This is a genomic window from Acinetobacter sp. UBA3025 (assembly GCF_002367915.1).
GTDB lineage: Bacteria > Pseudomonadota > Gammaproteobacteria > Pseudomonadales > Moraxellaceae > Acinetobacter.
Map to the genome: position 1 here is coordinate 1 of NZ_DFDO01000020.1, position 22748 is coordinate 22748.

The following is a 22748-nucleotide window of genomic DNA, read 5'->3' on the forward strand; positions in this document are numbered from 1 at the left end:
GTGCCCCAAGCAATTGCCCGTCCCGGATTTGAAACTCAGCTGCCTGTTGCATAAAACTGTCCTGTACAAAAATAAAATCTGCAATATCAGGATTGCAGCCGGCTTAATGCTAAAACTTTCATAGGCAAATCTCAATTCATCCCGGCAGGCTGTATGAAAAATCGCTCATTTTAATGTAACGGTGTTAAGATAACGCACAATTTTTCACGGCTAAAAAAGATACGGAAATACTCATGAGCATATCTCAGGCTTTGCTAGAACAGTCGATTCAGATCAATATTCAACAGGCACTCTCCGAAGATATTGGCGATGGTGACATTACTGCCCTGCTGACTCCTGAAGATGAACAGGCGACTGCCACGATTATTAGCCGTGAAACAATGGTTCTTGCTGGTCAGCCTTGGGTCGATGCCTTGATTCAGGCCTATGATCCGAGTGTAGAAGTGATCTGGCTAAAAAATGACGGCGATCATGTCGCTGCCAATGAAGCTTTTCTAAAACTGGCCGGTTCTGCACGTAGCTTGCTGACTGTAGAACGCCCTGCTCTGAACTTTGTACAGACGCTGTCTGCAGTTGCGACCAAGACGGCAAACTATGTCAAAGAGCTGGAAGGTTTGAATACCAAGCTCTTAGATACCCGTAAAACGCTGCCAGGCTTACGTATTGCCCAAAAATATGCAGTCGCTATCGGTGGTGGTCAGAATCACCGTCTGGGCCTATTCGATGCTTTCTTGATTAAGGAAAATCATATTATGGCGGCTGGTGGCATTCGCCAGGCGATTGCCAAGGCACACCAGATTGCACCGGGTAAACCGGTGGAAGTGGAAGTTGAAACCTGGGATGAACTGAATCAGGCCCTAGAAGCCGAGGCTGATATCGTGATGCTGGATAATTTCAGTCAGCAGCAAATGATTGATGCGGTCAAACATGTGGCTGGCCGTTGCAAGCTGGAAGCTTCAGGCAATATCACCATTGATAACTTACGTGAAGTGGCGAGTACAGGCGTAGATTATATTTCGATGGGCGTATTGACTAAAGATGTGAAGGCTATTGACCTATCGATGCGTTTTAATGGTTAAAGTCTTATTATTTAAAAAGGGTGCCATAGCACCCTTTTTCTTATTCTCAAGGATATAAATCATAGAGGTTGAATGGCCTCTACTCTGTTAATTGGTATCACTTCCTCGTTCCATATTTGCACCATCGCGGTTTTCATCACGAGAATTCGAGTCACAGGCAGTTAAACCCAGTACAGCAAATACTGAAAATGCCATCAACCATATTTTCATGTTATAACCCTCTGAATGAAATTTGGTTGAAAGATCATCACTTAAAACAGGGGTCACACAGTAGACAGATCCTGTTCATTTTTTGTCAGGCAATGTGTAGCTATAATAAAAAAACGCATCCGAAGATGCGTTTTGTAAACTCTGAAAATATTACCAGCCCAAAGCTTCTTGCTGTTTCTTGATCAGTTCCTGAATCCCTTTTTCAGCCATGGCTAGCATGTCATTGCATTGCTCACGAGTAAATGGCTTATCTTCAGCAGTACCTTGGATTTCAATAAATTCACCTGCTTGGGTCATCACGACATTCAAGTCAGTTTGACAGTTTGAATCTTCTTCATAGCAAAGATCCAGCAGGACTTCATCTTTAAAAATACCTACAGAAATTGCTGCTACCAAGCCTTTAAGTGGGTCCTGTTTGATTTTCTTTTTCTCAAGCAATACATTCATGGCATCAATCAATGCTACGGCTGCACCCGTAATTGATGCAGTACGGGTACCACCATCTGCCTGGATCACGTCACAGTCAATGGTAATGGTATTTTCACCGAGTTTTTTCAGATCGACCATTGAACGTAGGCTACGACCGATTAAACGCTGGATTTCCTGAGTACGGCCACTTTGTTTGCCACGAGCAGCTTCACGATCACTACGGGTATGTGTTGAACGTGGCAGCATGCCGTATTCTGCTGTTACCCAGCCTTGGCCCTGACCTTTCAGGAAACGTGGTACAGAGCTGTCCACACTGGCAGTACACAGCACTTTGGTATGACCAAATTCAACCAATACGGAACCTTCCGCATAACGTGTATAGTTACGGGTAATTTTCACTTCACGTAATTGATCTAATGCTCGTTGGTCGATACGCATAATAGGTCCTGCTGTTGACTAAAAATAATTGCGGCTCAGTATAACAGAAGCCTCCGCCAAGATTGGAACAGACGACAGATCATTTACAAAATCACTGGGCATGCCTCGCTTGTATAGATTTTTCAGTCCATCTGCTCTACTGCGATGGACAGGTGTTTTTTGCTAAACTGCAGATCTACGGAAGGAAAATCCCTATGTCTTTACGTGAAGAACGCAAGCACCAAAGCCGCCAGGCCCTCCTCGATGCTACCCTGGCATTGAGCAGCCGTGGCCATGCATTTAGCAGCATCAGCCTGCGCGAAATCACTCATGAAGTCGGACTGGTGCCTGCCGCATTTTATCGACACTTTCAGAATATGGATCAGTTGGGACTGGAACTTCTGGATCAGGTGTCAATTCATCTCAAAGGTGTGCTGAATCAGTTGGGATCTGCAGATTTTTCTCTGGATGAGCTTTCATCTAAGATCGAACTGTTTTTTCAGGCAGTTGATGCTCATCCCGAAGCCTGGACATTTGTCAGTGCCGAACGTTGGGGCGGTTCCAATATTCTCAGACAAGGGATTGAGCGGGAAATTCATTATCTGACCCAAGACTTGCGGCATACCTTGGAACAGATTCCAGCCACCCAGCAATCTCCTTCTCCAGCCGAGTTAACTGCACTGGCACAGATTCTGGTTCCTCTCGCATTAAACTGGGCTATGGGCTGGATTCAGCTTCAGGCACAGCCTGATCCTGAACTGCGACAAACTCGGATAAATGACTTCAAAGCCCAAAGCCTAAAGCAGTTAGAACTGTTATTTCGTGGAATTTTATCTCAAGCCTGAGATCTCATCTGAGTGAAATCTATTTCGCAGTTCAATTTTATCCTGATATAAAAAACCCACATATAGATGCAGGTTTTTAGATTCATGCAGATCTGGTGTTATTTAGCTTTACGCTCTTTCTCAACCAGATAATTTACCACTTGAACTACTTTGGCACCATCGCCCTGAACTACATACTTACCGTTCACAGTTACCGCTGGTACACCGCTTAACTGATAAGTCGCAGCCAGATTTTTGGCCTGTGCGATTTTTGAAGAAATCGGGAATGATTTATAAGTGGTATTAAATTTCGCTTCAGAAATACCATAACGGGTATAGAACTTGGCTAATTGAGCCTGTTCCAGAATTGGCTGTTTCTTCGCATGAATATCATGGAATAGCTGCAAATGTGCTTTTTGACGAACACCTAGAGCTTCAGACACATAATACGCACGAGCTGCCTGTTCCCATAGCGGATTCATCGCGGCTGGGGTACGTACAAAACGTACATCTTTAGGCAATTTTTTTAACCAGCTTTGCATGTGTGGTTCAAGAGAATAGCAGTGACCACAGCCATACCAGAAGAATTCACGGACTTCAATTTTCCCCGGCTTTTCAACTTTTACTGGATTCGCCAGGACTTGATAGTCTTGACCTGCTACAAAGTTGGCGGCCATTGCACTGCCAGAAAATGCCAAAACAGATGCGGCTACAGTGCCTAAAATAAATTTTTTCATTGGGATTATCGTCCTCTAAATCATTATGTCTAATTTATGGCTTCACTATAAAGTAATTATGCCGGTTTCGTTTTTATTCTGTGAACTTTTTTACAGCTTTTATCGCTTTTTTTTTCAGAATCGCTACACTAAACAAGTGTACTGATTTACAAGAAGTTAAATCTGTTTATACCGCCTCTGGGCGAACTTAAATTTTAAATAATCACGACTGATTGAGGTGACACCGATGTCGCAATTGAATGTTGATCCACAAGAAATTGCCAAGTTTGAAGCATTTGCAGCTATATGGTGGGATCAGCATTCCGAGTTCCGCCCATTGCATATGATTAATCCCCTGCGTCTCAACTGGATTGATGAACATGCTGGTGGCTTGAGCGGCAAGAAAGTGCTGGATGTAGGCTGTGGCGGTGGAATCCTGTCAGAAAGCATGGCGCGCCGTGGTGCTCAGGTGCTGGGCATTGATATGGGCGAAGCGCCACTGAATGTGGCACGCATCCATGCCGAGCAGGAAGGTGTCAGCAATATTGAATACCGTCAGATTCCAGTAGAGCAACTCGCAGAAGAACAAGCCGGTCAATACGATGTCGTGACCTGTATGGAAATGCTGGAACATGTACCTGATCCAGCCTCTATTATTCAGGCCTGTTATAAACTGGCCAAACCGGGTGGCCATGTCTTCTTCTCGACCATTAACCGTAATCCAAAATCTTATCTGTTTGCGATCATCGGTGCAGAATATATCCTGCGTATGCTGGCCAAAGGTACACATGATTACAGTAAATTCATCAAGCCGTCTGAACTGGCACATGACATCCGCAATGCCGGTTTAAAACTGAAAGATATGACTGGTCTGCATTATAACCCGCTGACCAAGCGTTACTGGCTGGCACCGAATGTCGATGTAAACTATATGGTGTATACCGTTAAAGAAAGCGCGCAAGAGGCCACCCAATGAAGGCTGTTCTATTCGACCTCGATGGTACTTTAATTGATACCGCGGCTGACTTTATCCGGATTATCCAGCATATGTGCCGCGAAGCTGGCCGTGACGTGGTGGAAGCTGATCTGATCCGCACCCAGGTTTCAGAAGGCGCTCGAGCCATGGTCAAGCTGGTCTATCCAGAACTGCAACTGGAAGACCCGGTTTTCTTGGACCATCGCCAGCGTTTTCTGGATATGTATGGTGCAGATATTGCAGTAGATACAGATCTGTTCAGCGGAATGTATCCTTTACTTGAAGAATTAGAGGAAAATGATATCCCTTGGGGAATCGTGACCAATAAACCGCGCTGGTTGAGCGAAGCTTTACTCAAAGCTTTAAACTTGACCGAGCGCTGTGCCGTACTGGTCTGTCCGGAAGATGTGACTCGAACCAAGCCAGATCCGGAGCCGATGTATCTGGCTGCTCAGCAGTTACAGCTGGCTGCAGAGGACTGCATCTATGTCGGGGACCATCCACGTGATATTGATGCAGGCCGCAATGCCAAGATGTATACCATACTGGCAGCATACGGTTATTTACCACTGCAATACAAAGATGACTTAACAGCTTGGCAAGCCGACTATATAGTGAATACAGTGAATGAGTTACATCAGCACATTCAAAAACTGGTCTTGAACGAGCCAAGTGTCCTGTCTTGATTCCTGAAACTACTGAAGACACTTAACAATAATAATGAGGAGGTAGATAATGAAGCATTCAGAATATCAACCTCGCCCCGATCTGTTAAAAGATCGTATCATCCTGATCACGGGTGCGGGCGATGGCATTGGTCGTGCAGCAGCAATCAGCTATGCTCTGCATGGAGCAACTGTAGTTCTGCACGGGCGTACCTTAAACAAGCTTGAAGTTATCTATGATGAGATTGAAAGCTTGGGTGCGCCGCAACCTGCCATTCTCCCATTACAGTTATCTAGTGCCTCTGAACGTGATTATGAATTATTGCTCGACACGCTCGATCGCCAGTTTGGCCGTTTAGACGGGATTTTGCATAATGCCGGTATTTTAGGCGAGCGAGTACCACTGGCAGATTATCCGGTTAATGTCTGGGATGATGTCATGGCGGTTAACCTTCGTGCGCCTTTTGTGATTACCCAAGCCCTGTTACCCCTGCTGGAAAAATCCAAACACGCTTCTGTGGTCTTTGCCAGTTCCGGTGTAGGGCGTGAAGCTCGGGAATGCTGGGGCGCTTATTCAGTTTCAAAAATTGCCATTGAAGCAGTGAGCCAGTTATTTGCCAAAGAACGGGTCAATTCGAATATCCGCTTTAACTGTATCAATCCGGGTGCTACACGTACCGCAATGCGTGCCAAGGCTTATCCGAATGAAGATCCGAAAACCTTACCGACACCGGATTCCATTATGCCAGCCTATCTGTACCTGATGGGTGAAGATAGCTTGCATATGAACGGTCAAAGTATTGATGCGCAGGACTAATCTTTAATTGACACCTATTTAAAAGCTAATGTCCGCATTGGCTTTTTGTTTTTTTTAAACTCTATAAAGATAAGACCCATTTGAAAGCTGGCTTATTCTTCTGCCCAATTCATCCAGATTTCAGACTGAATCAGCCAGACCTTTCTTATTTCTACAATACTGTCTTTATTCAGTTCGTTGCAAATTCCCCTATACTAGCGCCAACAGATTTTTATTTGAGTGCAACATGACTGACTTAAACAACATCACCGTGACGACTTTGGAAGATGGCATGGTCTCTCTGCTGGTCGATCAGCAGCCGATCTCTGAAAAATACGGCATGAAGTTTGATGCCAGCATTGTCGACGACATTCAGGCACTCGAAAATGGTCAAAAACTAAAACTGTTTGACCAATTTGTCTTTTCCCATACCGATCTGAATTTTGAACATTCCTATCATTATGTGACGGGTATCGAAAAGCTGGACGATCGTTATCAGGTAGCGAAACACTTTGTCTATCGCATCAAGATCGAAGGTCAGCCTGAAATTGAACATGTGATCAGCAATCAGGGCAAAGCAATGACAGCAGAAGATGTGCGTACTTTTATTCAGGCACATGTACAGAAATCCCTAAGTGACTATACTGATCTGAACTATGCCTATTAAGATCGTTCATTAGATCCCGAAAGAGCACATTTACAGATGATGCTCTTTTTTTATCCTTAAATTCTTTAAAAAACAGACATAAATCGTTTTAACAAATCAATAATATAAAATTATTCGGTTTTCCAAATTAATATAAAATTTTTATAATGCTTTTCAAGTTAAATCAAAGCGAAGGAAAATTAAATGGCAGACCAAAAACGTAAAACTGAAACTATTCGTCGTATTGAAAACTTGCAGTTATCAACTGCCCTGATTTTGGCTTTAGAAGATGCAGTCGAGGCAGAGTCTGTGGCTGAAGCCATTCAGTCCTTACAGGGTTTAACGGAACAGTGGAATTGAAAAATTGCAATGACCAAATCAAGATCCGGTGTTTAAAAAGAATATTTTTTCCACTAATTTGAGACGGTTTTGATACACAATTCAAGACATTGCGCTTGCATCTTGATCCCGGTTTTGCTGAAATGCCAATGGGGCTGGGCATAACTGGTCAACTGACTGAAGTGCATCCTAAGCTTATGTAAAAGCATGGCATAATCATAATTTCTCTGTAATTGATATAAAACTTCAGCCAGTTCTTCACAGTTTCTCTGCAATTTTTCCATACATTAGTTACTGTAGAAAATGAACAATTGAATGAGGGTTCAACATGAAAAAGGTTCTGGTAGCATTGGCGATGTCCTGCAGTGCATTCATGCTGGCAAATGTTGCAAACGCTGCCCCTCATTTCAATGATGAACAGCGTATGGAACGGGGTCCGGGTCATCATCAGGCCAAGAAAGCGCGTGAGTTCCATGACGATCACCAAGACCAGTATGATAAACGTCGTATGCGTGAAGAACGTGGTGTTAAACGTCTGCAACAGTTACGCTGGCAGCCTGGCTATGTCATGCCGCAGCATTATCGCAGTAATGGCTACAAGGTCGAATATAAGGATCATAAACTGCCTAAACCAGACCGTAAGCAGCAATGGTACAAGGTCAACAATGACTACATTCTGGTGAACTCTGAAAATAACAGTATTGTCCGGATCATCGGAGACTGATTCAGAACCTGATGCAAAGCCCAACCTCGTTTGGGCTTTTTGATTTTTCGGAGGAGCCTTTTTAGGCTTTTTCTTATTTTAGAGCTTTCCTTTTAATCGTGGCTAATCTCCTAAATTCCTTCATGCACTTAACAATTCCCCTAAACTGGCCTCACGCTTTCTATCCACTTATTCGCTAATTTAATCTCATCAAAAACATGTACAGATTTTTAGGTGAGAGCCATGAAAAAAGTTTTAACTACAATTGCCTTATCTCTTAGTGCGCTGGTTGCTACTTCTGCAATGGCAGCACCGCAGCATCATGATCCACGTTATGCACCGCATAAACCATTACCACACTGGGATCATAAAGATGCGAAAAAATGGGATGATCGCCGCGATGACCGTCGTTATAACAACCGTGGGGTTAACCCAAGCCGTGACTGGCGCGTAGGTCAAAAACTGCCAAACCAGTATGACAACCGTCGCTTTGAAGTCAGTGGCTATGAAACACGCCGTTTGCCGAAAGCAGGTAAAAACCAGCAATGGTACAAAATCAATGGTGACTATGTACTAGTCAACGATCGTAACGACAAGATTGTTCGAATCATCAACTAATCATTCCCTTTTCTGCTCTTCTAGCAGACACCTGAAGCTCGCTTCAGGTGTTTTTTTATATCTGTACTTCCACTTCAGTATTTTTTCATTAGAATCAAAGCTAGATCTTTAAATGTTGAAATAGGCACAGCTATGACTGCAGCAGAAACCTCACCGAGCAACACCTTGCAATACGTGCACTGGTTTCGCCATTCTGCGCCTTATATCAATGCTCATCGCAATAAAACCTTTGTGATCATGTTTGATGGTGAAGCGGTATCGCATGATAACTTTCAGCACATCATTCATGATATTGCCCTGCTCAATTCTTTAGGAATCCGTTTGATTCTGGTGCACGGCGCGCGTCCACAGATTAACCAGAATCTGGCTGCGAGTGGCTTCGAGACCCCTTTCCACCAGCAGCGTCGGGTGACGACTCGTGAATCCTTAAGTTGTGTACTGAATGCAGTAGGATCGATCCGTTTACAGATTGAGGCCTTACTGTCGATGGGACTGGCCAACTCACCTATGTATGGTGCGCGCATTGATGCCGTTTCAGGAAATTTTGTGACAGCCAAACCTTATGGCATCCGTGACGGGGTCGATTTTCAGTTAACTGGTGAAGTTCGGGCCATTGATACCGATGCGATTCAACGTCATCTGGACAATCATAATATTGTGATTCTCGGTCCGACCGGCTATTCAACCACAGGTGAAGTTTTTAACCTTCTAGCTGAGGAAGTCGCAACCAAAACTGCGACTCGTCTTAAAGCCGATAAACTGATTATCTTGGGTCGACAGCATGGTCTGCTCGATAGTAAGGGCCAGTTAAAACGTGAAGTAACCCCACATCAACTGGATGACTATATTCTTTCTGATGAACAGGATATTGAAATTCGGCTCCAGCTCAAGGCCGCTCAGGAAGCGTCCCGAAATGGCGTCAATCGCGTTCACCTAATTTCGTATACCTATGACGGCGCCTTGCTGGAAGAACTGTTCACCCGGGATGGTTCTGGCACCATGATCACCGATGCGCATTATGAAGAAGTGCGTATGGCCGACATTCAAGATGTCGGTGGCTTGATCCGTTTGCTCCGCCCCTTGGAAGAAGAAGGTATTCTGGTTTACCGTTCGCGGGAGCGTCTGGAAAATGAAATTGACCAGTTCGCCGTAATTGAGCGTGATGGCATGATTCTGGCCTGTGCTGCCCTGTATCCGATTCCAACTACGGGCAATGAACTGCGTTCTGCAGAAATCGCCTGCGTTGCAGTAGATCCAAGTTACCGTCAATCTAACCGCGGTAGCCAGATTCTGCATTATCTGGAAGATAAGGCCAAAAGTCTGGGTATTCAGCAACTGTTTATTCTAACCACCCGTACTGCACACTGGTTTCTGGAACAGGGCTTTGAACCGGCATCAGTAGATGATTTGCCTGATGCCCGACAGGCTTTTTATAATTATCAGCGCAATTCAATTGTCTGTAAAAAGTCACTTTAAAGTGACTTTTTTTATGCGCTCTCATATTTTTATTTTAGATAACGATATTCATAAAACCTGCATTCAGTATAAAAATCTTATTGCTGATTTTCTAATAAGCATATCTGGCCACTTTATTTAGAATAAATAATTTTATATTTCATTATCTTATATTAATTACTCTTTCTTCCTAAATTAATATGTAAATCACTTTCCTGCATAAGTTTTGCACTTTTTTATTTATCTTTTTTATTCATTAGAAATTCCTGAATAGTTATTTTTTTAGAAAAGTAAAAAGCTTTAGCGTATGCCTAAGTTCTTCATTTCACATTTCTAAATTTTCAGGAGTTCTGATTCATGCGCCAATCACACATTCAATTATTCACAAAAACTGCGGTTCTCAGTGCTGCGGTGGCTGGCGTGATGATGCTTTCTGGCTGTGACAAGAAACAAGAAGCCGTGACCCTGAATATTGGTTTCCAGAAATATGGCGTACTGCCGATCTTAAAAGAACGTGGCACCTTAGAAACGTCATTAAAAGAAAAAGGCGTGAATGTGAAATGGGTTGAATTCCCGGCTGGTCCTCAGTTGCTTGAAGGCTTGAATGTCGGCAGCGTATCTTTTGGTGAAGCTGGTGAAGCGCCACCGATTTTTGCTCAAGCAGCGAATTCAAATCTGGTCTATGTGGCCAATCAGCCTGAAGCACCGAAAGCTGAAGCGCTAATCGTACAAAAAGACTCGAAAATTCAATCTGTACAGGATCTGAAAGGCAAACGTGTTGCCTTAAATAAAGGCTCAAATGTTCATTACTTACTACTTAAAGTCCTTGAAGCCAATAATCTGAAACTCAGCGATATCGAAGTAGTTTACCTGCCACCTTCTGATGCCCGTGCCGCTTTTGAACGCGGTGCTGTCGATGCCTGGGTGATCTGGGACCCATTCTTCGCTGCAGCAGAAAATCAGATTGGTGCGCGTGTCATCGCCACGGGGGAGAACATCGTCAGTAACCATCAGTTCTATCTGGCAGATCGCAAGTTTGCTGAAGCCAACCCACAAATTATTGAAGCTGTCGTGAATGAACTCAATCTGACCACTGAGTGGGTCTCTGCTCATCAGGATGAAGCAGCCAAACTTCTGGAAAAACCAACAGGTCTGGCATTTGATGTATTGAAAACGTCTATTTCACGCATGGGCTTTGGGGTAAAACCACTCACTCCCGAAGTGGCACAAAAACAACAACAAGTGGCTGATGCCTTCTATGGCCAGCAACTGATTCCACAAAAGCTGAATATTGATGCAGCAATTATTAAATAACAGCAGAATAATTCGAGAATAAAGATGAGTCATATAAAAACAGTTTCTTATATCAGCTTAGCGCTATTGAGCTTTAGTCTGACTGGCTGCCAGAAACAGGAACCACAACAAACGACTGCTGCAGACACCAAAGCAGCACAACAGGTACAAAGCATTGCAATTGGCTTTCAAAAATCAGCCTTAAATCTGCTAGTGGCACGCGATGAAAAGCTATTAGAACAACAATTTCCCAATGCCAAAATTGAATGGAAAGAGTTTCCGGCAGGCCCACAAATGCTGGAAGCACTGGCAGTCGGGGCAGTGGATTATGGCTATGTGGGAAATACCCCACCTATTTTTGCACAGGCGGCAGATAAAGCCCTGAGCTATGTGGCTTTTGAAAAAGTGGCGGGGAATTCTTTAGCTGTGGTCTTGCCGAAAGACAGTGCTATTCAAAACATTCAACAGTTGAAAGGAAAGCGGATTGCGGTTCAGAAAGGTTCGAGCGCGCATGAACTTCTGGCCAAAACCCTGAAAAAAGCCGGCTTAAGCTGGTCAGAGATTTACGCCGTCTGGCTTCCTCCTGCGGATGCACGTGCTGCTTTTGATAAAAAAGCCATTGATGCCTGGGCAATCTGGGATCCCTTCCTGGGTGCAGCCGAGTTCGACAGCCAGGTTAAGGTACTGATTGAATCCAGTGATTTTCCGCAAACCTATTCCTTTTACATCGGCAACCCCGAATTTATTCAGAAGCATCCGGATAGTCCCGGCAAGTTTATCCAGGCTTTAAATGCATCTGACCAGTGGATTCTTAAAAACCAGGCTGTAGCCCTAGATATTTATCAGAAAAGTACCGGTCTGAAACCGGATGTAGCGAAGATTGCATTTGAGCGTCGTCTTAAACCTTCGCCGGTACAACCATTAACGACGGAAGTGATCAAAGCCCAACAGAATATTGCCGATCTCTTCCAGCAGGTTCAACTGATTCCCAAAACCATCAGCGTCCAGCAACAGATCTGGTCGCCAGCGGCCACACATTGATGAGCAAACAAGATCATTTAATTTAAGGAATATTACATGAAAATTTTCTGGTTTATCCCCACTCATGGCGACAGCCGCTACTTAGGTACCAGCAAAGGTGCACGCCAGGTCGATCATGCCTATATGAAGCAGATTGCGGTTGCGGTCGATAATCTTGGTTATGAAGGTGTATTAATCCCGACTGGCCGTTCATGTGAAGATCCATGGTTAACTGCAGCCAGCCTGATTGATGCCACTAAAAAACTGAAATTCCTCGTCGCGCTGCGTCCAGGTGTTACTACGCCTGCCCTGACTGCACGTATGGCTGCAACTTTTGACCGTCTGTCTGGTGGTCGTGTATTGCTGAACTTGGTGACGGGTGGTGATGAGCAAGAACTAAAAGGTGACGGCGTTTATGAAAATCATGCAACACGCTACAAGACTGCGGCTGAATACACTACCATCTGGCGTGAAATCCTGACCCGTTCACATACAGGCGAAAGCTTCACTTTCCATGGTGAACGCTTAAGTGTGGACGAGGCCAAACTGCTTTATCCACCAGTCCAAAAACCATATCCACCACTCTGGTTCGGTGGTTCTTCAGATGCAGCCGTTGAACTGGCCACTGATCAGGTCGACACTTACCTGACTTGGGGTGAACCGCCTGCAGCAGTCAAAGAAAAAATTGAAAATGTCCGTGCCAAAGCTGAAGCGAAAGGTCGCAAGCTGAGCTACGGTATCCGTCTGCATGTGATCGTGCGTGAAACCAATGAAGAAGCATGGAGAGCAGCAGACGAGCTCATCCAGTATGTGGATGATGCCACCATTGCTGCTGCACAAGCGAAATTCAAGCAAATGGACTCTGTCGGCCAACGTCGTATGGCTGAGCTGCACAATGGCGACCGTAGCAAACTCGAAGTGTCTCCGAACCTGTGGGCAGGTGTAGGTCTGGTACGTGGTGGTGCAGGTACAGCGCTTGTAGGTGATCCAGAAACTGTCGCAGCACGTATTCAGGAATATGCTGATCTAGGTATCGATACCTTCATTTTCTCAGGCTACCCACATCTGGAAGAATCCATCCGTTTTGCGGAACTGGTATTCCCATTGCTTCCATTAGAAACTCAACAAAAACTGGCTCAGCCAAACCTGACTGGTCCATTCGGTGAGATTGTGGCAAATAACTACACTCCAGATGAGAACAAGAAGGCTGAGAGTGTTCAGGAGCCAGCTTAATGTCGAAAGTCGTTTCAGTTGAAACCCTCGCAGAAAAAAAGGTTTCACGTGGAACACAGCTTGGGCAGCGTTTGCTGCCTTGGTTAGTTCCTGTCGGATTAATTCTACTCTGGCAAATCGCGTCAAGTACCGGTTTGCTGGAAAGCCACATTTTGCCTGCACCAAGTGCGGTAGTCATCGCGTTCTGGAATTTGCTGCTTAGTGGTGAGCTGTGGACGCATGTCAAAGTCAGTGCTGGTCGTGCCCTAAGTGGGTTATTGGTGGGTGGTGGTCTAGGGCTGATTTTGGGTCTACTCAATGGCTCATCCAAAACAGCTTCTACCCTGCTGGATACCACCTTACAGATGATCCGTAATATTCCGGCTTTGGCCTTAATTCCACTGGTGATTCTCTGGTTCGGGATTGATGAATCAGCCAAGCTGTTTCTGGTGGCCATTGGTGTGTTTTTCCCGATCTATATCAATACCTATCATGGCATTCGTTCAGTCGATCCACAGCTGATCGAGATGGGCAAAAGCTATGGTCTGACTCGCTGGCAGCTTTATAAAGAAATCATCCTGCCAGGGGCAATGCCTTCAATTCTGGTCGGTCTACGCTTTTCACTCGGTCTGGTCTGGGTACTGCTGATTGTGGCGGAAACGATTTCTGCCCAGTCCGGTATCGGTTATATGACCATGAACGCGCGTGAATTCCTGCAAACCGATATCGTACTGGTAGGTATTTTACTGTATGCCCTGCTCGGTAAACTGGCAGATGTCCTGGCTGTAGCCTTGGAACGATTCCTGCTGCGCTGGCATGCTGGCTATCAAAAATAATTGAAAAAATATTGAGGAGCATGTGATGACTGATCTCAGCTTAGGGCGTCTTGCCAATGATTCGACTGCAGTGCAGGAGCCTGCTGCAACCGATATCAATCCCAATACCGTTGCGGGTGCCGAAATTATTATTGAACAGCTGCACAAGTTCTATGGCTCAGTGAAGGTACTGGAAGATCTGGACCTGCATATTCAGCCGGGTGAATTTCTGGCGATTGTTGGACGTAGTGGCTGTGGTAAAAGTACCCTGCTCCGTCTGATTGCCGATCTTGAAAAACAGAGCTATGGCGAAATTAAATTCAAGTCTGCGCGTCATATCCGTGAAGGCATTACCGCTGATGATATCCGTGTGATGTTTCAGGATCCGCGTTTATTGCCATGGCGGAGCATCGAACAGAATGTGCAACTCGGCCTACCAAAAGACCGGCATGACAATGCTTCACAAATGCTGGAGAAAGTCGGCTTAAAAGAGAAAGCCGGGCTCTGGCCTTCACAACTGTCTGGTGGTCAGCGTCAGCGTACTGCCCTGGCACGCGCCTTATCGCATAAGCCGCGTATTCTACTGCTGGATGAACCACTTGGTGCACTGGATGCCTTGACCCGTCTGGATATGCAGAACCTGATTGAAAAATTATGGACTGAACAAGGCTTTACCGCGATTCTGGTCACCCACGACGTGAGTGAGGCCGTACAACTCGCTGACCGGATTATCCTGCTAGATAAAGGCCATATTGCCAAAGAGTTCAAAGTTGATCTGCCACGTCCACGACAAAAGAATGTGAAATTTGCCGAACTTGAACAACAGGTTCTGAATGCGGTTTTGGCAACCTGAAATGCGAGGGAATCCGGAATAGCTGTTTATTCTGGATTTCTTTATTTCGAATCTAGAGAACCTACATCTTATTGATTATTTATTCAGCAATTGGCAAAATTTCAACTTCATTCATTAATTTTATTTTAACTTTATGATGCCTCAAGGTAATAATTAGTACTTAAAAAATAATCAACCTTTTCAAAAACTTGGTTTTTAATTCTTACGCCTTAAACCGATACTAATTGTATCTTTAATCTAAAGAATAAATCATCGTTATTCATAAAATTAGCGCCTGACTTGATGCACAAATCTGATGATTTGACGTACAATTAAAAATTCCCTTTTTTAATTGTTTTTAATATTTGCTGATGGAACAAAAAAAGAGTACTCAAAAACGCAACCAGCTGCTGAATGCTGCACTCGATGTTTTTTCCCTATACGGTTTTAATGGGGCGAGTTTGGATGAGATCGCACAAATTGCAGAAATGCATAAGTCGAATATTTTCTATTATTACGAAAATAAAGAGGCGCTCTATGTAGAGGTTTTAACGACCGTTCTACAAAAATGGCTGGCACCTTTACAAATGCTAGAAGCTGATCTTGAGCCTGAAGAAGCGATTACCAATTATTTGATGCAAAAAATTGAAGTATCGCGTACCCAGCCTAAAGCTTCGCGCTTATTTGCTCTGGAAGTGATTCAGGGTGCGCCGCACATTTTAGAAATCTTAAAAGGTCCATTGAAAAAACTGGTCAAGCGTAAAGCCAAAGTGATTTCAAACTGGCAGGAACAAGGCAAGATTTCTAAAGATATCGATCCTGAACTGCTGATTCTGAATATCTGGGCCGTGACCCAGAACTATGCAGATTTCGCGACTCAGATGGAAATGGTAACAGGTAAGACCTTGCGTAACCGCAGCATGCAACAACGGATTATCCAGCATACTGTACATATGATGCTGTACGGCGTACTTCCGCGTACACAAGAAAAATAGGTCAACGCAAAAAGCATTTGGCATACGACCATAAATTTTATGGTCGCCGACCCCTTCTCTCACCCTTTATTATTATTTTAACGTTTGATATAAATTCAATAATTTCTGCGCACCTAGCAGCAGATTATCTTCCCAGTCCAAATGAGCACTATCATCTGCACCGTCAGTAATATATTTAACTGAAATTAGGCGCACATTCAATTTTCTGCATACCTTGGCCAGCGCATAGCCTTCCATATCCACCAGCTGACAAGCCACTTTCGGCAAGCCTGTTTCAAAGCTGTCCCCTGTTCCACAAATTCCTTTCGGTAAATGGGCAAAAAACGGTTCCAGATCAATTGCGCCTGGCAAATGATCATCCATCGGGGTAATACCAACTTCAAATCCTAGTGGTGAAACATCCATATCACGTTGTACAAAACGCTTAACTTCGACCAGTTCATGCGCTTTGAAATGGGAACTGCCTGCGGTGCCGAGATTAATCAGGGTCTTGCAGCCAGTTTTCTGAATCACTTCAAAAGCCTTAAAAGCAGCATTCACCTTGCCGATGCCACTATAGTGGACTTCTGCACCTTCTGCTTCGAACAAACCTTTGGATTCACTGGCCAATGCCATAATGAGTGCCGAATCTGACATGCAAACTACCCGAGACTGAGAAAACCGTGACATTAGAAAGCAAAATCCGGGCAATGAAAAGCGGGTTTTTAGATTTCTATTTTGTAGATCTTTCACTTAAATAACCACAGAAGATTCTTGAATGGCACGCTTTCTTCTTAATGTGTTTCGTGATTTTTCAATAATTTTTTTGCATAAAAACACAACAACAAGACGAATCGTTGAGATTATGGCAATATATAGCCTTTCCTATTTTTCAATTCCCTGATTTCGCCTATGCAGCTGCTCCGTCTCAATGCTTTAGCGTCCCATTCTGAATTGCCAAAAACCGCCGTTACGATTGGTAATTTTGACGGCGTGCATCTGGGTCATCAGGCCATGATCAAACAGTTAAAAGCTGTTGCAGAAGCTGAGCAACTAAAAACTGTTGTGATGATCTTCGAGCCACAACCGCTTGAATTTTTTAAAGGTTATGAAGCACCGCCACGTATTTCTTCTTTGCGTGAAAAGGTAGAATATCTAAGTGAACTAGGTGTGGACTATATTGCGGTCGCCAAGTTTGATCATCATTTCCGAAGCCTGAGTGCCGAAGCCTTTGCCGACATTCTGAAAGATAAACTGAATGCAGCACATCTGGTCTTGGGGGATGATTTTCACTTTGGTAAAAACCGTCAGGGCAATAGTGAATTCCTGCGAGATTACAGATTTAAGGTCACCAACCTGCATACTATTGCGTTAGATGGTGAACGGGTCAGTTCTACCCGCATCCGTCAGACCCTGCAAGCGGGCGAACTGGCTCTGGCAGCCAAATTACTGGGACGTCCTTATAGTATTACCGGCCGGGTGCAATACGGCGACCAGATTGGCCGTACCATTGATTTCCCGACCATTAATATCCGGTTAAACCGGCATAAACCCTGCCTGCAGGGCATTTATGGGGTTGAAGTCGTCTGTGAAACCGGATCACTCAGCGCCAAGGTTCAGCAGGAAAATCCTGAACAGCCGGGTATTGCCGGCTATGATCAGGGCAGCCTGTTTGGTGCCGGTCATGTGGGTACCCGCCCTGCGATCAAACAGACTCATCCGGAATGGCGATTAGAAGTACATTTTCCTGATGTTTCTGCTAATCTGTATGGCCTGTTAATGCGGGTAACCTTCTTGAATTATCTGCATGGCGAAAAAGATTATCCTTCGCTTGAAGCGTTAAAGGCCGGAATTGATGATGATGTTGAGAAACTGCTTGAGTTTCGTCGAAAACACCCCACATTTCCCTTTTAATGTCCCGTATTTTTATTGTAAAACGTGTCAGTCTAATGACTGATTAAATTGGAAGACAACTTGCATGAGCGATAAGCAAACTCCTGAAAATGCAGTGGATTATAAAGCCACGCTGAACCTCCCAGGTACTGACTTTGCAATGAAAGCAAATCTGGCAGTACGTGAAGCGAAATGGTTAGAAGAGTGGTATGCCGATGACATTTATCAGCAGATTCGTGCATCGCGAATTGGCAAGAAAAAATACGTGCTTCATGACGGCCCTCCATATGCCAATGGCCAGATTCACCTAGGTCATGCAGTCAACAAGGTACTAAAAGATATCATCATTAAAAGCCGCATCATGGACGGCTTTGATGCGCCTTATGTGCCAGGCTGGGATTGTCACGGTCTTCCAATTGAACTCAAAGTTGAAGACAAAGTCGGTAAGGTCGGTGTTAAAGTGGATGCACCTACTTTCCGTAAAGCTTGCCGCGAATATGCATTGAGCCAGGTTGAGCTACAGAAAAAAGACTTCATCCGTATGGGTGTGTTTGGCGACTGGAGCAATCCTTACCTCACCATGAACTTCAAGCAGGAAGCCAACATCGTGCGTTCACTCGGTGAAATCGCGAAAAATGGCCATATCCAGCCAGGTCTTAAACCGGTGAACTGGTGCTTGGACTGTGGTTCAGCACTGGCTGAAGCTGAAGTTGAATATGAAGATAAAAAATCAGATGCAATCGACGTGGGTTTCACCGTGGTTGATCTGGCGGATCTGTCTGCACGTTTAGGTGTTGAAGTTAAAGACTCAACTGATATCGTGATCTGGACCACAACGCCTTGGACACTTCCTGCGAACCAGGCGGTTGCACTGCATGCTGAAATTGAATACCAACTGGTTAAAGCACGTGCTGAAGATAAAGCTGCACAAAACTTTATTCTGGCTAAAGATCTGGTTGAATCTGCAACTGAGCGTTATGGCTTTAATGCGGTTGAAGTGATTGCTGATTTTACCGGTGCGAAACTTGAGAATCTGGTACTGCAACATCCTCTAATTGCTGAGCGTCAAGTGCCAGTGATTCTGGGTGAACACGTCATCGCAACCAGCGGTACCGGTGCTGTACATACTGCGCCTGGCCATGGTGTGGACGACTATAAAGTTGGTCTGCTGTATAACCTGAAAGTAGATAATCCAGTGGGCGGTAATGGTGTGTATTTACCGACTTCACCACTATTTGCAGGCGAGCACATCTACAAGGCCAATCCCCAAATTATTGCGGCACTTGGCGAAGCTAACAAGCTATGGGCACATAAGCCTATCAAGCATAGCTACCCGCACTGCTGGCGTCATAAAACTCCGATTATCTTCCGTGCGACCCCACAATGGTTCATTAGCATGGATGAAAAAGGTCTGCGTCAGGGTGCGTTGAATGCCATTGAAAATGACATCAGCTTTGTACCGGATTGGGGTAAAAACCGTATCCAGGCGATGATCGAAGGCCGTCCGGACTGGTGTATCTCACGTCAACGTACCTGGGGTGTACCAATTCCATTCTTCGTGCATAAAGACACCAATGAACTGCATCCTCGTACACCTGAACTGATCGAAGAAGTCGCGAAACTGATCGAACAGGAAGGTATTGATGCCTGGTATAACCGTGAAGCCAAAGACTTCATCGGTGATGATGCTGAGCAGTACAACGCGGTTCGCGATACCTTAGATGTATGGTTTGACTCTGGTACAACCCACTATGCAGTGCTGCGTGACCGTGAAGAATTGACCGATCCGGCTGATTTATATCTTGAAGGTTCTGACCAGCACCGTGGCTGGTTCCAGTCTTCATTGTTAACCTCGATTGCCATCAACGAACGCGCACCATATAAAGGCTTGCTGACGCACGGCTTCGTGGTGGATGAGAAAGGCCGCAAGATGTCAAAATCATTGGGTAACATTATTACCCCACAAGACATCATTAAAGATATGGGGGCAGACGGTTTACGTTTCTGGATTGCTTCAGCAGATTACCGTTATGAAATGACCGCAGGTAAAGAAATCTTTAACCGTGCGTCAGATGGTTATCGTCGTATCCGTAATACCCTGCGTTTCTTGTTGGCAAACCTGAATGGCTTCAACCCGGCAACTGATGCTCTACCTGTAGATCAACTGATTGCACTGGATCAATACATCCTGCAACGCGCGAATGATGTACAGGAAACCATCAAGAAAGCATATGAAGATATGAACTTCCATATCGTGACCAATGCCTTGACCAACTTCTGTATTAACGACCTCGGTGGTTTCTACTTAGACATCATCAAAGACCGTCAGTACACCACTAAAGCAGACTCGCAGGCACGTCATTCTGCGCAGACTGCGCTATATCATCTGGTACAAGCCTTTGTACGCTGGATGGCACCAATCCTGAGCTTCACCGCTCAAGAAGCATGGCCACTAATTCCAGGTCAAAGCGAGAAATATGTGTTCACTGCTGAATGGTACGATATTCCAGTTTCAGCACAGGCAAACCTGTTGTCTGAAGCAGACTGGCAAACCCTGATTGCAGTGAAATCTGCGGTCAACAAGCACATTGAAAATGCCCGTAACGAGAAACTGGTGGGTTCAAACCTGTCTGCCAAAGTTGAGCTGTGGGCCAATGATGAACTGAAAGCTGTTCTAGACCGTCTGGGTGATGAGCTGCGTTTCGTTCTGATCACTTCTCAGGTAATCGTGAATCCGTTTGATGCTGCTCAAGGCAATGACGCTGAACTTGAAGGCCTACGCGTAAAAGTATCTGCGGCAGATGGCGAGAAATGTGTACGCTGCTGGCATGTGCTTCCTGATGTGAATACACATGCTTCACATCCAGGACTATGCGGTCGTTGTATCATTAACCTCCCGAGCGGCCAAGGTGAAGAGAGAAAATATGCCTAACCCACAGCAGAAAAAGGGTCTGTTCCAGTTCTATTCTCACAATTTGTGGTGGATCGGACTGGCTATTCTGGCGATCATTCTAGATCAATGGACCAAATGGATTGCGGTAACACATCTTGAATATGCAGATCCGGTGCCCGTCCTGCCCTTTTTAAATTGGACACTATTACATAACTATGGCGCTGCCTTTAGTTTCTTGTCCGATGCTGGTGGCTGGCAACGCTATTTCTTTACCTCTCTTGCAGGTTTAGTGTCTGTGGTTTTCGTGTTCTGGCTGATGCGTATGCCAAAGAGCATGAAAGTCTTGCCTCTAGCAGTTGCCCTGATTCTGGGTGGTGCTATTGGTAACCTGATTGATCGCATTTCTTTAGGTTATGTGGTCGACTTTATTCATGTCTATTATCAGAACAGTCACTTCCCTGCTTTTAATATTGCGGATAGTGCCATTACTTTAGGTACGATTCTGCTGCTGATTGATACATTTTTCCTGGAAAAACACCGAATTCAACGTGCACAGGCGCAACATGACTGATTTTATTAATCCTAACGAGGAAACTCGTGTTGAAGACAGCTCTAAAGTCGAGCTTCATTTTTCTGTCGCGATCGAAAGTGGCGTAGAAATTGACAATACCCGTAGTCGTGAAGAACCGGTAAGCCTGACCATTGGTGATGGCAACCTATTACCAGGTTTTGAAAAAGCTTTAATAGGCTTGCGTGCTGGTGACCGTCGTACTGTCAGCCTTCCGCCCGAAGATGCTTTTGGTCCGTGGAATCCTGAAAATGTCCAAAAATTTGATACGGTGAAATTCGGCGAACGCCCGATTGAAGGTCACATGATCGAGTTTGAAGATAAGGCCAAATCGACTTTGTATGGCGTGGTAAGATCCGTAAATGATGACATTACCGAGGTGGACTTTAACCATCCGCTTGCAGGTAAAAATATCACCTTTGAAGTCGAAATCTTCAAAGTTACTCCAGCTGGCCAGCAAGGCGTGAAGCTGATGTAATATCGGCTAATCACATGATTTAAAAGAGCTCCTTCGGGAGCTTTTTTAGTTTCTGGATACAAATCCTCTCTAGTCTCTGTTCAGAAATCTGATTAATTTAATTTGATGAGCATGCGATAAGAAAGGGAAAGATATGAAAATTTATATTGTGGTTGGCAGTGTGCGTGAAGGACGTACAGCAATTAAGGTCGCACATTGGGTACTACAGGAAATTAAAAAATATGGTTTTAGCACGCTTGAAACCGAACTTGTCGACTTAAAAGAATGGGATCTTCCGCTTTTTGCTGGTTCTCATCCCCCATTGACCGGTATTTATGATCAACCGAAACAGCAGGAATGGGCCGACTTTATTGCTCTTGCGGATGCATTTATTTTTATCAGTCCTGAATATAACCATGGCTATAGCCCAGCATTAAAGAATGCGCTGGATTATCTAGCCAAGGAATGGCAAGGCAAACCGGCAGCTTATATCGGTTATGGCGTCACCAACGGCTCACGTTCCATTGATCAGATCCGTCAGGTCGGCACTCAGCTTGGCATGGTGGATACCAATGCGATTGTAGAGCTGCGGGACATTTTTAGTCGCAATAAAGACTACAGCTTTGAAGGAAATGAATTCGACAATAAAACACTTAGAGATGTCGTGGATAAGCTGATCCAGTATGTCAGTGCCTGAGGACGACAGCGATGTGCGCTTTAGCCTACAGGCAGCGCAGAATTTGTCGGCTATTCTCACTTTCAGTTCAAGGCTATAGTTTGATTCATAGACAGACAGGAAGTCTGCAAAGCGATACAACAACAATAAAAAGCGCAGAGTAACAGGACGTTGACAGTTCAGACAGGAGTCAGATCTGAGAAGCAAATCCAGAAAAGTCTCAACAGGATGTTGGGGCTTTT

Annotated in this window: 25 protein-coding genes; 21 read left to right on the forward strand and 4 right to left on the reverse strand. The window is 44.8% G+C overall.

Annotated features, from left to right (window positions below):
• Positions 1-233: 233 nt before the first annotated feature.
• The gene (gene nadC / locus B4J23_RS00780; RefSeq protein ID WP_005232800.1) at positions 234-1079 is read left to right on the forward strand and encodes a carboxylating nicotinate-nucleotide diphosphorylase; all 846 of its coding nucleotides are present in this window, start codon (positions 234-236) and stop codon (positions 1077-1079) included.
• Positions 1080-1166: 87 nt separating this feature from the next.
• On the opposite strand, the gene B4J23_RS00785 is transcribed toward nadC, so the two are convergent.
• Both B4J23_RS00785 and rph read right to left on the reverse strand, forming a co-directional pair.
• Complete coding sequence (locus tag B4J23_RS00785; RefSeq protein WP_005232802.1) at positions 1167-1289, reverse strand: hypothetical protein; 123 nt, start codon at positions 1287-1289, stop codon at positions 1167-1169.
• A 150-nt stretch (positions 1290-1439) separates the two neighbouring features.
• Positions 1440-2156, reverse strand: coding sequence for a ribonuclease PH (gene rph, locus B4J23_RS00790; protein ID WP_004781384.1), 717 nt, complete (start codon positions 2154-2156; stop codon positions 1440-1442).
• 194 nt (positions 2157-2350) lie between these two features.
• Here rph and B4J23_RS00795 point away from each other — a divergent pair, with 194 nt between their 5' ends.
• Positions 2351-2980: a TetR family transcriptional regulator gene (locus B4J23_RS00795; protein WP_034170269.1), complete on the forward strand. Its 630-nt coding sequence runs from the start codon at positions 2351-2353 to the stop codon at positions 2978-2980.
• 98 nt (positions 2981-3078) lie between these two features.
• Here B4J23_RS00795 and B4J23_RS00800 read toward each other — a convergent pair whose 3' ends face one another.
• Positions 3079-3696: a thiol:disulfide interchange protein DsbA/DsbL gene (locus B4J23_RS00800; RefSeq protein ID WP_005232804.1), complete on the reverse strand. Its 618-nt coding sequence runs from the start codon at positions 3694-3696 to the stop codon at positions 3079-3081.
• Positions 3697-3922: 226 nt separating this feature from the next.
• Between B4J23_RS00800 and ubiG the strand changes: the two genes are divergently transcribed.
• The 14 genes from ubiG (at position 3923) to B4J23_RS00870 (ending at position 16040) form a co-directional block, all read left to right on the forward strand.
• Positions 3923-4651: a bifunctional 2-polyprenyl-6-hydroxyphenol methylase/3-demethylubiquinol 3-O-methyltransferase UbiG gene (gene ubiG / locus B4J23_RS00805; RefSeq protein WP_034170270.1), complete on the forward strand. Its 729-nt coding sequence runs from the start codon at positions 3923-3925 to the stop codon at positions 4649-4651.
• Positions 4648-5337, forward strand: a complete 690-nt coding sequence (locus B4J23_RS00810; protein ID WP_291358333.1) for an HAD family hydrolase — start codon at positions 4648-4650, stop codon at positions 5335-5337. The genes ubiG and B4J23_RS00810 overlap by 4 nt, the downstream gene beginning before the upstream one ends.
• Positions 5338-5386: 49 nt before the next feature.
• Entirely contained in the window at positions 5387-6133 is a 747-nt protein-coding gene (locus B4J23_RS00815) for a YciK family oxidoreductase (protein WP_291358335.1), read from the forward strand.
• Positions 6134-6359: 226 nt separating this feature from the next.
• Entirely contained in the window at positions 6360-6779 is a 420-nt protein-coding gene (locus B4J23_RS00820) for a hypothetical protein (protein WP_004781373.1), read from the forward strand.
• A 183-nt stretch (positions 6780-6962) separates the two neighbouring features.
• Positions 6963-7118 carry a hypothetical protein gene (locus B4J23_RS00825; protein ID WP_004781372.1) on the forward strand — a complete coding sequence of 52 codons (156 nt, stop codon included), beginning with the start codon at positions 6963-6965 and terminating at the stop codon, positions 7116-7118.
• A gap of 307 nt (positions 7119-7425) precedes the next feature.
• Positions 7426-7821, forward strand: coding sequence for an RcnB family protein (locus tag B4J23_RS00830; RefSeq protein WP_004781371.1), 396 nt, complete (start codon positions 7426-7428; stop codon positions 7819-7821).
• 222 nt (positions 7822-8043) lie between these two features.
• Positions 8044-8418: an RcnB family protein gene (locus tag B4J23_RS00835; RefSeq protein WP_291358339.1), complete on the forward strand. Its 375-nt coding sequence runs from the start codon at positions 8044-8046 to the stop codon at positions 8416-8418.
• A 132-nt stretch (positions 8419-8550) separates the two neighbouring features.
• A complete protein-coding gene (gene argA, locus B4J23_RS00840; RefSeq protein WP_291358341.1) occupies positions 8551-9894 on the forward strand; it encodes an amino-acid N-acetyltransferase in 1344 nt (447 codons plus the stop codon).
• A gap of 336 nt (positions 9895-10230) precedes the next feature.
• Positions 10231-11187 carry a sulfonate ABC transporter substrate-binding protein gene (locus B4J23_RS00845; RefSeq protein WP_034170277.1) on the forward strand — a complete coding sequence of 319 codons (957 nt, stop codon included), beginning with the start codon at positions 10231-10233 and terminating at the stop codon, positions 11185-11187.
• A 24-nt stretch (positions 11188-11211) separates the two neighbouring features.
• Positions 11212-12207 carry an aliphatic sulfonate ABC transporter substrate-binding protein gene (locus tag B4J23_RS00850; RefSeq protein ID WP_291358344.1) on the forward strand — a complete coding sequence of 332 codons (996 nt, stop codon included), beginning with the start codon at positions 11212-11214 and terminating at the stop codon, positions 12205-12207.
• A 36-nt stretch (positions 12208-12243) separates the two neighbouring features.
• Entirely contained in the window at positions 12244-13419 is a 1176-nt protein-coding gene (gene ssuD / locus B4J23_RS00855) for an FMNH2-dependent alkanesulfonate monooxygenase (protein WP_034170279.1), read from the forward strand.
• Complete coding sequence (gene ssuC, locus B4J23_RS00860) at positions 13419-14234, forward strand: aliphatic sulfonate ABC transporter permease SsuC (RefSeq protein ID WP_291358346.1); 816 nt, start codon at positions 13419-13421, stop codon at positions 14232-14234. The genes ssuD and ssuC overlap by 1 nt, the downstream gene beginning before the upstream one ends.
• 25 nt (positions 14235-14259) lie before the next feature.
• Positions 14260-15066, forward strand: coding sequence for an ABC transporter ATP-binding protein (locus tag B4J23_RS00865; RefSeq protein WP_034170280.1), 807 nt, complete (start codon positions 14260-14262; stop codon positions 15064-15066).
• A 350-nt stretch (positions 15067-15416) separates the two neighbouring features.
• The gene (locus B4J23_RS00870) at positions 15417-16040 is read left to right on the forward strand and encodes a TetR/AcrR family transcriptional regulator (RefSeq protein WP_005232857.1); all 624 of its coding nucleotides are present in this window, start codon (positions 15417-15419) and stop codon (positions 16038-16040) included.
• A gap of 72 nt (positions 16041-16112) precedes the next feature.
• On the opposite strand, the gene B4J23_RS00875 is transcribed toward B4J23_RS00870, so the two are convergent.
• Positions 16113-16676, reverse strand: coding sequence for a 5'-nucleosidase (locus B4J23_RS00875; protein WP_034170281.1), 564 nt, complete (start codon positions 16674-16676; stop codon positions 16113-16115).
• Between the two features lie 255 nt (positions 16677-16931).
• Here B4J23_RS00875 and ribF point away from each other — a divergent pair, with 255 nt between their 5' ends.
• From ribF to B4J23_RS00900, 5 genes are all read left to right on the forward strand, one after another.
• Entirely contained in the window at positions 16932-17933 is a 1002-nt protein-coding gene (gene ribF, locus B4J23_RS00880) for a bifunctional riboflavin kinase/FAD synthetase (protein WP_291358350.1), read from the forward strand.
• A 64-nt stretch (positions 17934-17997) separates the two neighbouring features.
• Positions 17998-20844 (forward strand): isoleucine--tRNA ligase, encoded by a 2847-nt coding sequence (gene ileS / locus B4J23_RS00885; RefSeq protein ID WP_291358352.1) that lies wholly within the window; start codon positions 17998-18000, stop codon positions 20842-20844.
• The gene (gene lspA / locus B4J23_RS00890) at positions 20837-21376 is read left to right on the forward strand and encodes a signal peptidase II (protein WP_214001737.1); all 540 of its coding nucleotides are present in this window, start codon (positions 20837-20839) and stop codon (positions 21374-21376) included. Before ileS ends, lspA begins: the two co-directional genes overlap by 8 nt.
• Positions 21369-21851, forward strand: coding sequence for an FKBP-type peptidyl-prolyl cis-trans isomerase (locus B4J23_RS00895; RefSeq protein ID WP_291358356.1), 483 nt, complete (start codon positions 21369-21371; stop codon positions 21849-21851). Before lspA ends, B4J23_RS00895 begins: the two co-directional genes overlap by 8 nt.
• Before the next feature lie 133 nt (positions 21852-21984).
• On the forward strand, positions 21985-22527 hold the full coding sequence (locus tag B4J23_RS00900; protein WP_005232867.1) for an NADPH-dependent FMN reductase: 543 nt from the start codon (positions 21985-21987) through the stop codon (positions 22525-22527).
• Positions 22528-22748: the final 221 nt, after the last annotated feature.

Bases quoted from the DNA above. Each gene is read 5' to 3' on its own strand.
- nadC (WP_005232800.1), top strand. From the start codon at position 234: ATGAGCATATCTCAGGCTTTGCTAGAACAGTCGATTCAGATCAATATT.
- B4J23_RS00785 (WP_005232802.1), bottom strand. From the start codon at position 1,289: ATGAAAATATGGTTGATGGCATTTTCAGTATTTGCTGTACTGGGTTTA.
- rph (WP_004781384.1), bottom strand. From the start codon at position 2,156: ATGCGTATCGACCAACGAGCATTAGATCAATTACGTGAAGTGAAAATT.
- B4J23_RS00795 (WP_034170269.1), top strand. From the start codon at position 2,351: ATGTCTTTACGTGAAGAACGCAAGCACCAAAGCCGCCAGGCCCTCCTC.
- B4J23_RS00800 (WP_005232804.1), bottom strand. From the start codon at position 3,696: ATGAAAAAATTTATTTTAGGCACTGTAGCCGCATCTGTTTTGGCATTT.
- ubiG (WP_034170270.1), top strand. From the start codon at position 3,923: ATGTCGCAATTGAATGTTGATCCACAAGAAATTGCCAAGTTTGAAGCA.
- B4J23_RS00810 (WP_291358333.1), top strand. From the start codon at position 4,648: ATGAAGGCTGTTCTATTCGACCTCGATGGTACTTTAATTGATACCGCG.
- B4J23_RS00815 (WP_291358335.1), top strand. From the start codon at position 5,387: ATGAAGCATTCAGAATATCAACCTCGCCCCGATCTGTTAAAAGATCGT.
- B4J23_RS00820 (WP_004781373.1), top strand. From the start codon at position 6,360: ATGACTGACTTAAACAACATCACCGTGACGACTTTGGAAGATGGCATG.
- B4J23_RS00825 (WP_004781372.1), top strand. From the start codon at position 6,963: ATGGCAGACCAAAAACGTAAAACTGAAACTATTCGTCGTATTGAAAAC.
- B4J23_RS00830 (WP_004781371.1), top strand. From the start codon at position 7,426: ATGAAAAAGGTTCTGGTAGCATTGGCGATGTCCTGCAGTGCATTCATG.
- B4J23_RS00835 (WP_291358339.1), top strand. From the start codon at position 8,044: ATGAAAAAAGTTTTAACTACAATTGCCTTATCTCTTAGTGCGCTGGTT.
- argA (WP_291358341.1), top strand. From the start codon at position 8,551: ATGACTGCAGCAGAAACCTCACCGAGCAACACCTTGCAATACGTGCAC.
- B4J23_RS00845 (WP_034170277.1), top strand. From the start codon at position 10,231: ATGCGCCAATCACACATTCAATTATTCACAAAAACTGCGGTTCTCAGT.
- B4J23_RS00850 (WP_291358344.1), top strand. From the start codon at position 11,212: ATGAGTCATATAAAAACAGTTTCTTATATCAGCTTAGCGCTATTGAGC.
- ssuD (WP_034170279.1), top strand. From the start codon at position 12,244: ATGAAAATTTTCTGGTTTATCCCCACTCATGGCGACAGCCGCTACTTA.
- ssuC (WP_291358346.1), top strand. From the start codon at position 13,419: ATGTCGAAAGTCGTTTCAGTTGAAACCCTCGCAGAAAAAAAGGTTTCA.
- B4J23_RS00865 (WP_034170280.1), top strand. From the start codon at position 14,260: ATGACTGATCTCAGCTTAGGGCGTCTTGCCAATGATTCGACTGCAGTG.
- B4J23_RS00870 (WP_005232857.1), top strand. From the start codon at position 15,417: ATGGAACAAAAAAAGAGTACTCAAAAACGCAACCAGCTGCTGAATGCT.
- B4J23_RS00875 (WP_034170281.1), bottom strand. From the start codon at position 16,676: ATGTCAGATTCGGCACTCATTATGGCATTGGCCAGTGAATCCAAAGGT.
- ribF (WP_291358350.1), top strand. From the start codon at position 16,932: ATGCAGCTGCTCCGTCTCAATGCTTTAGCGTCCCATTCTGAATTGCCA.
- ileS (WP_291358352.1), top strand. From the start codon at position 17,998: ATGAGCGATAAGCAAACTCCTGAAAATGCAGTGGATTATAAAGCCACG.
- lspA (WP_214001737.1), top strand. From the start codon at position 20,837: ATGCCTAACCCACAGCAGAAAAAGGGTCTGTTCCAGTTCTATTCTCAC.
- B4J23_RS00895 (WP_291358356.1), top strand. From the start codon at position 21,369: ATGACTGATTTTATTAATCCTAACGAGGAAACTCGTGTTGAAGACAGC.
- B4J23_RS00900 (WP_005232867.1), top strand. From the start codon at position 21,985: ATGAAAATTTATATTGTGGTTGGCAGTGTGCGTGAAGGACGTACAGCA.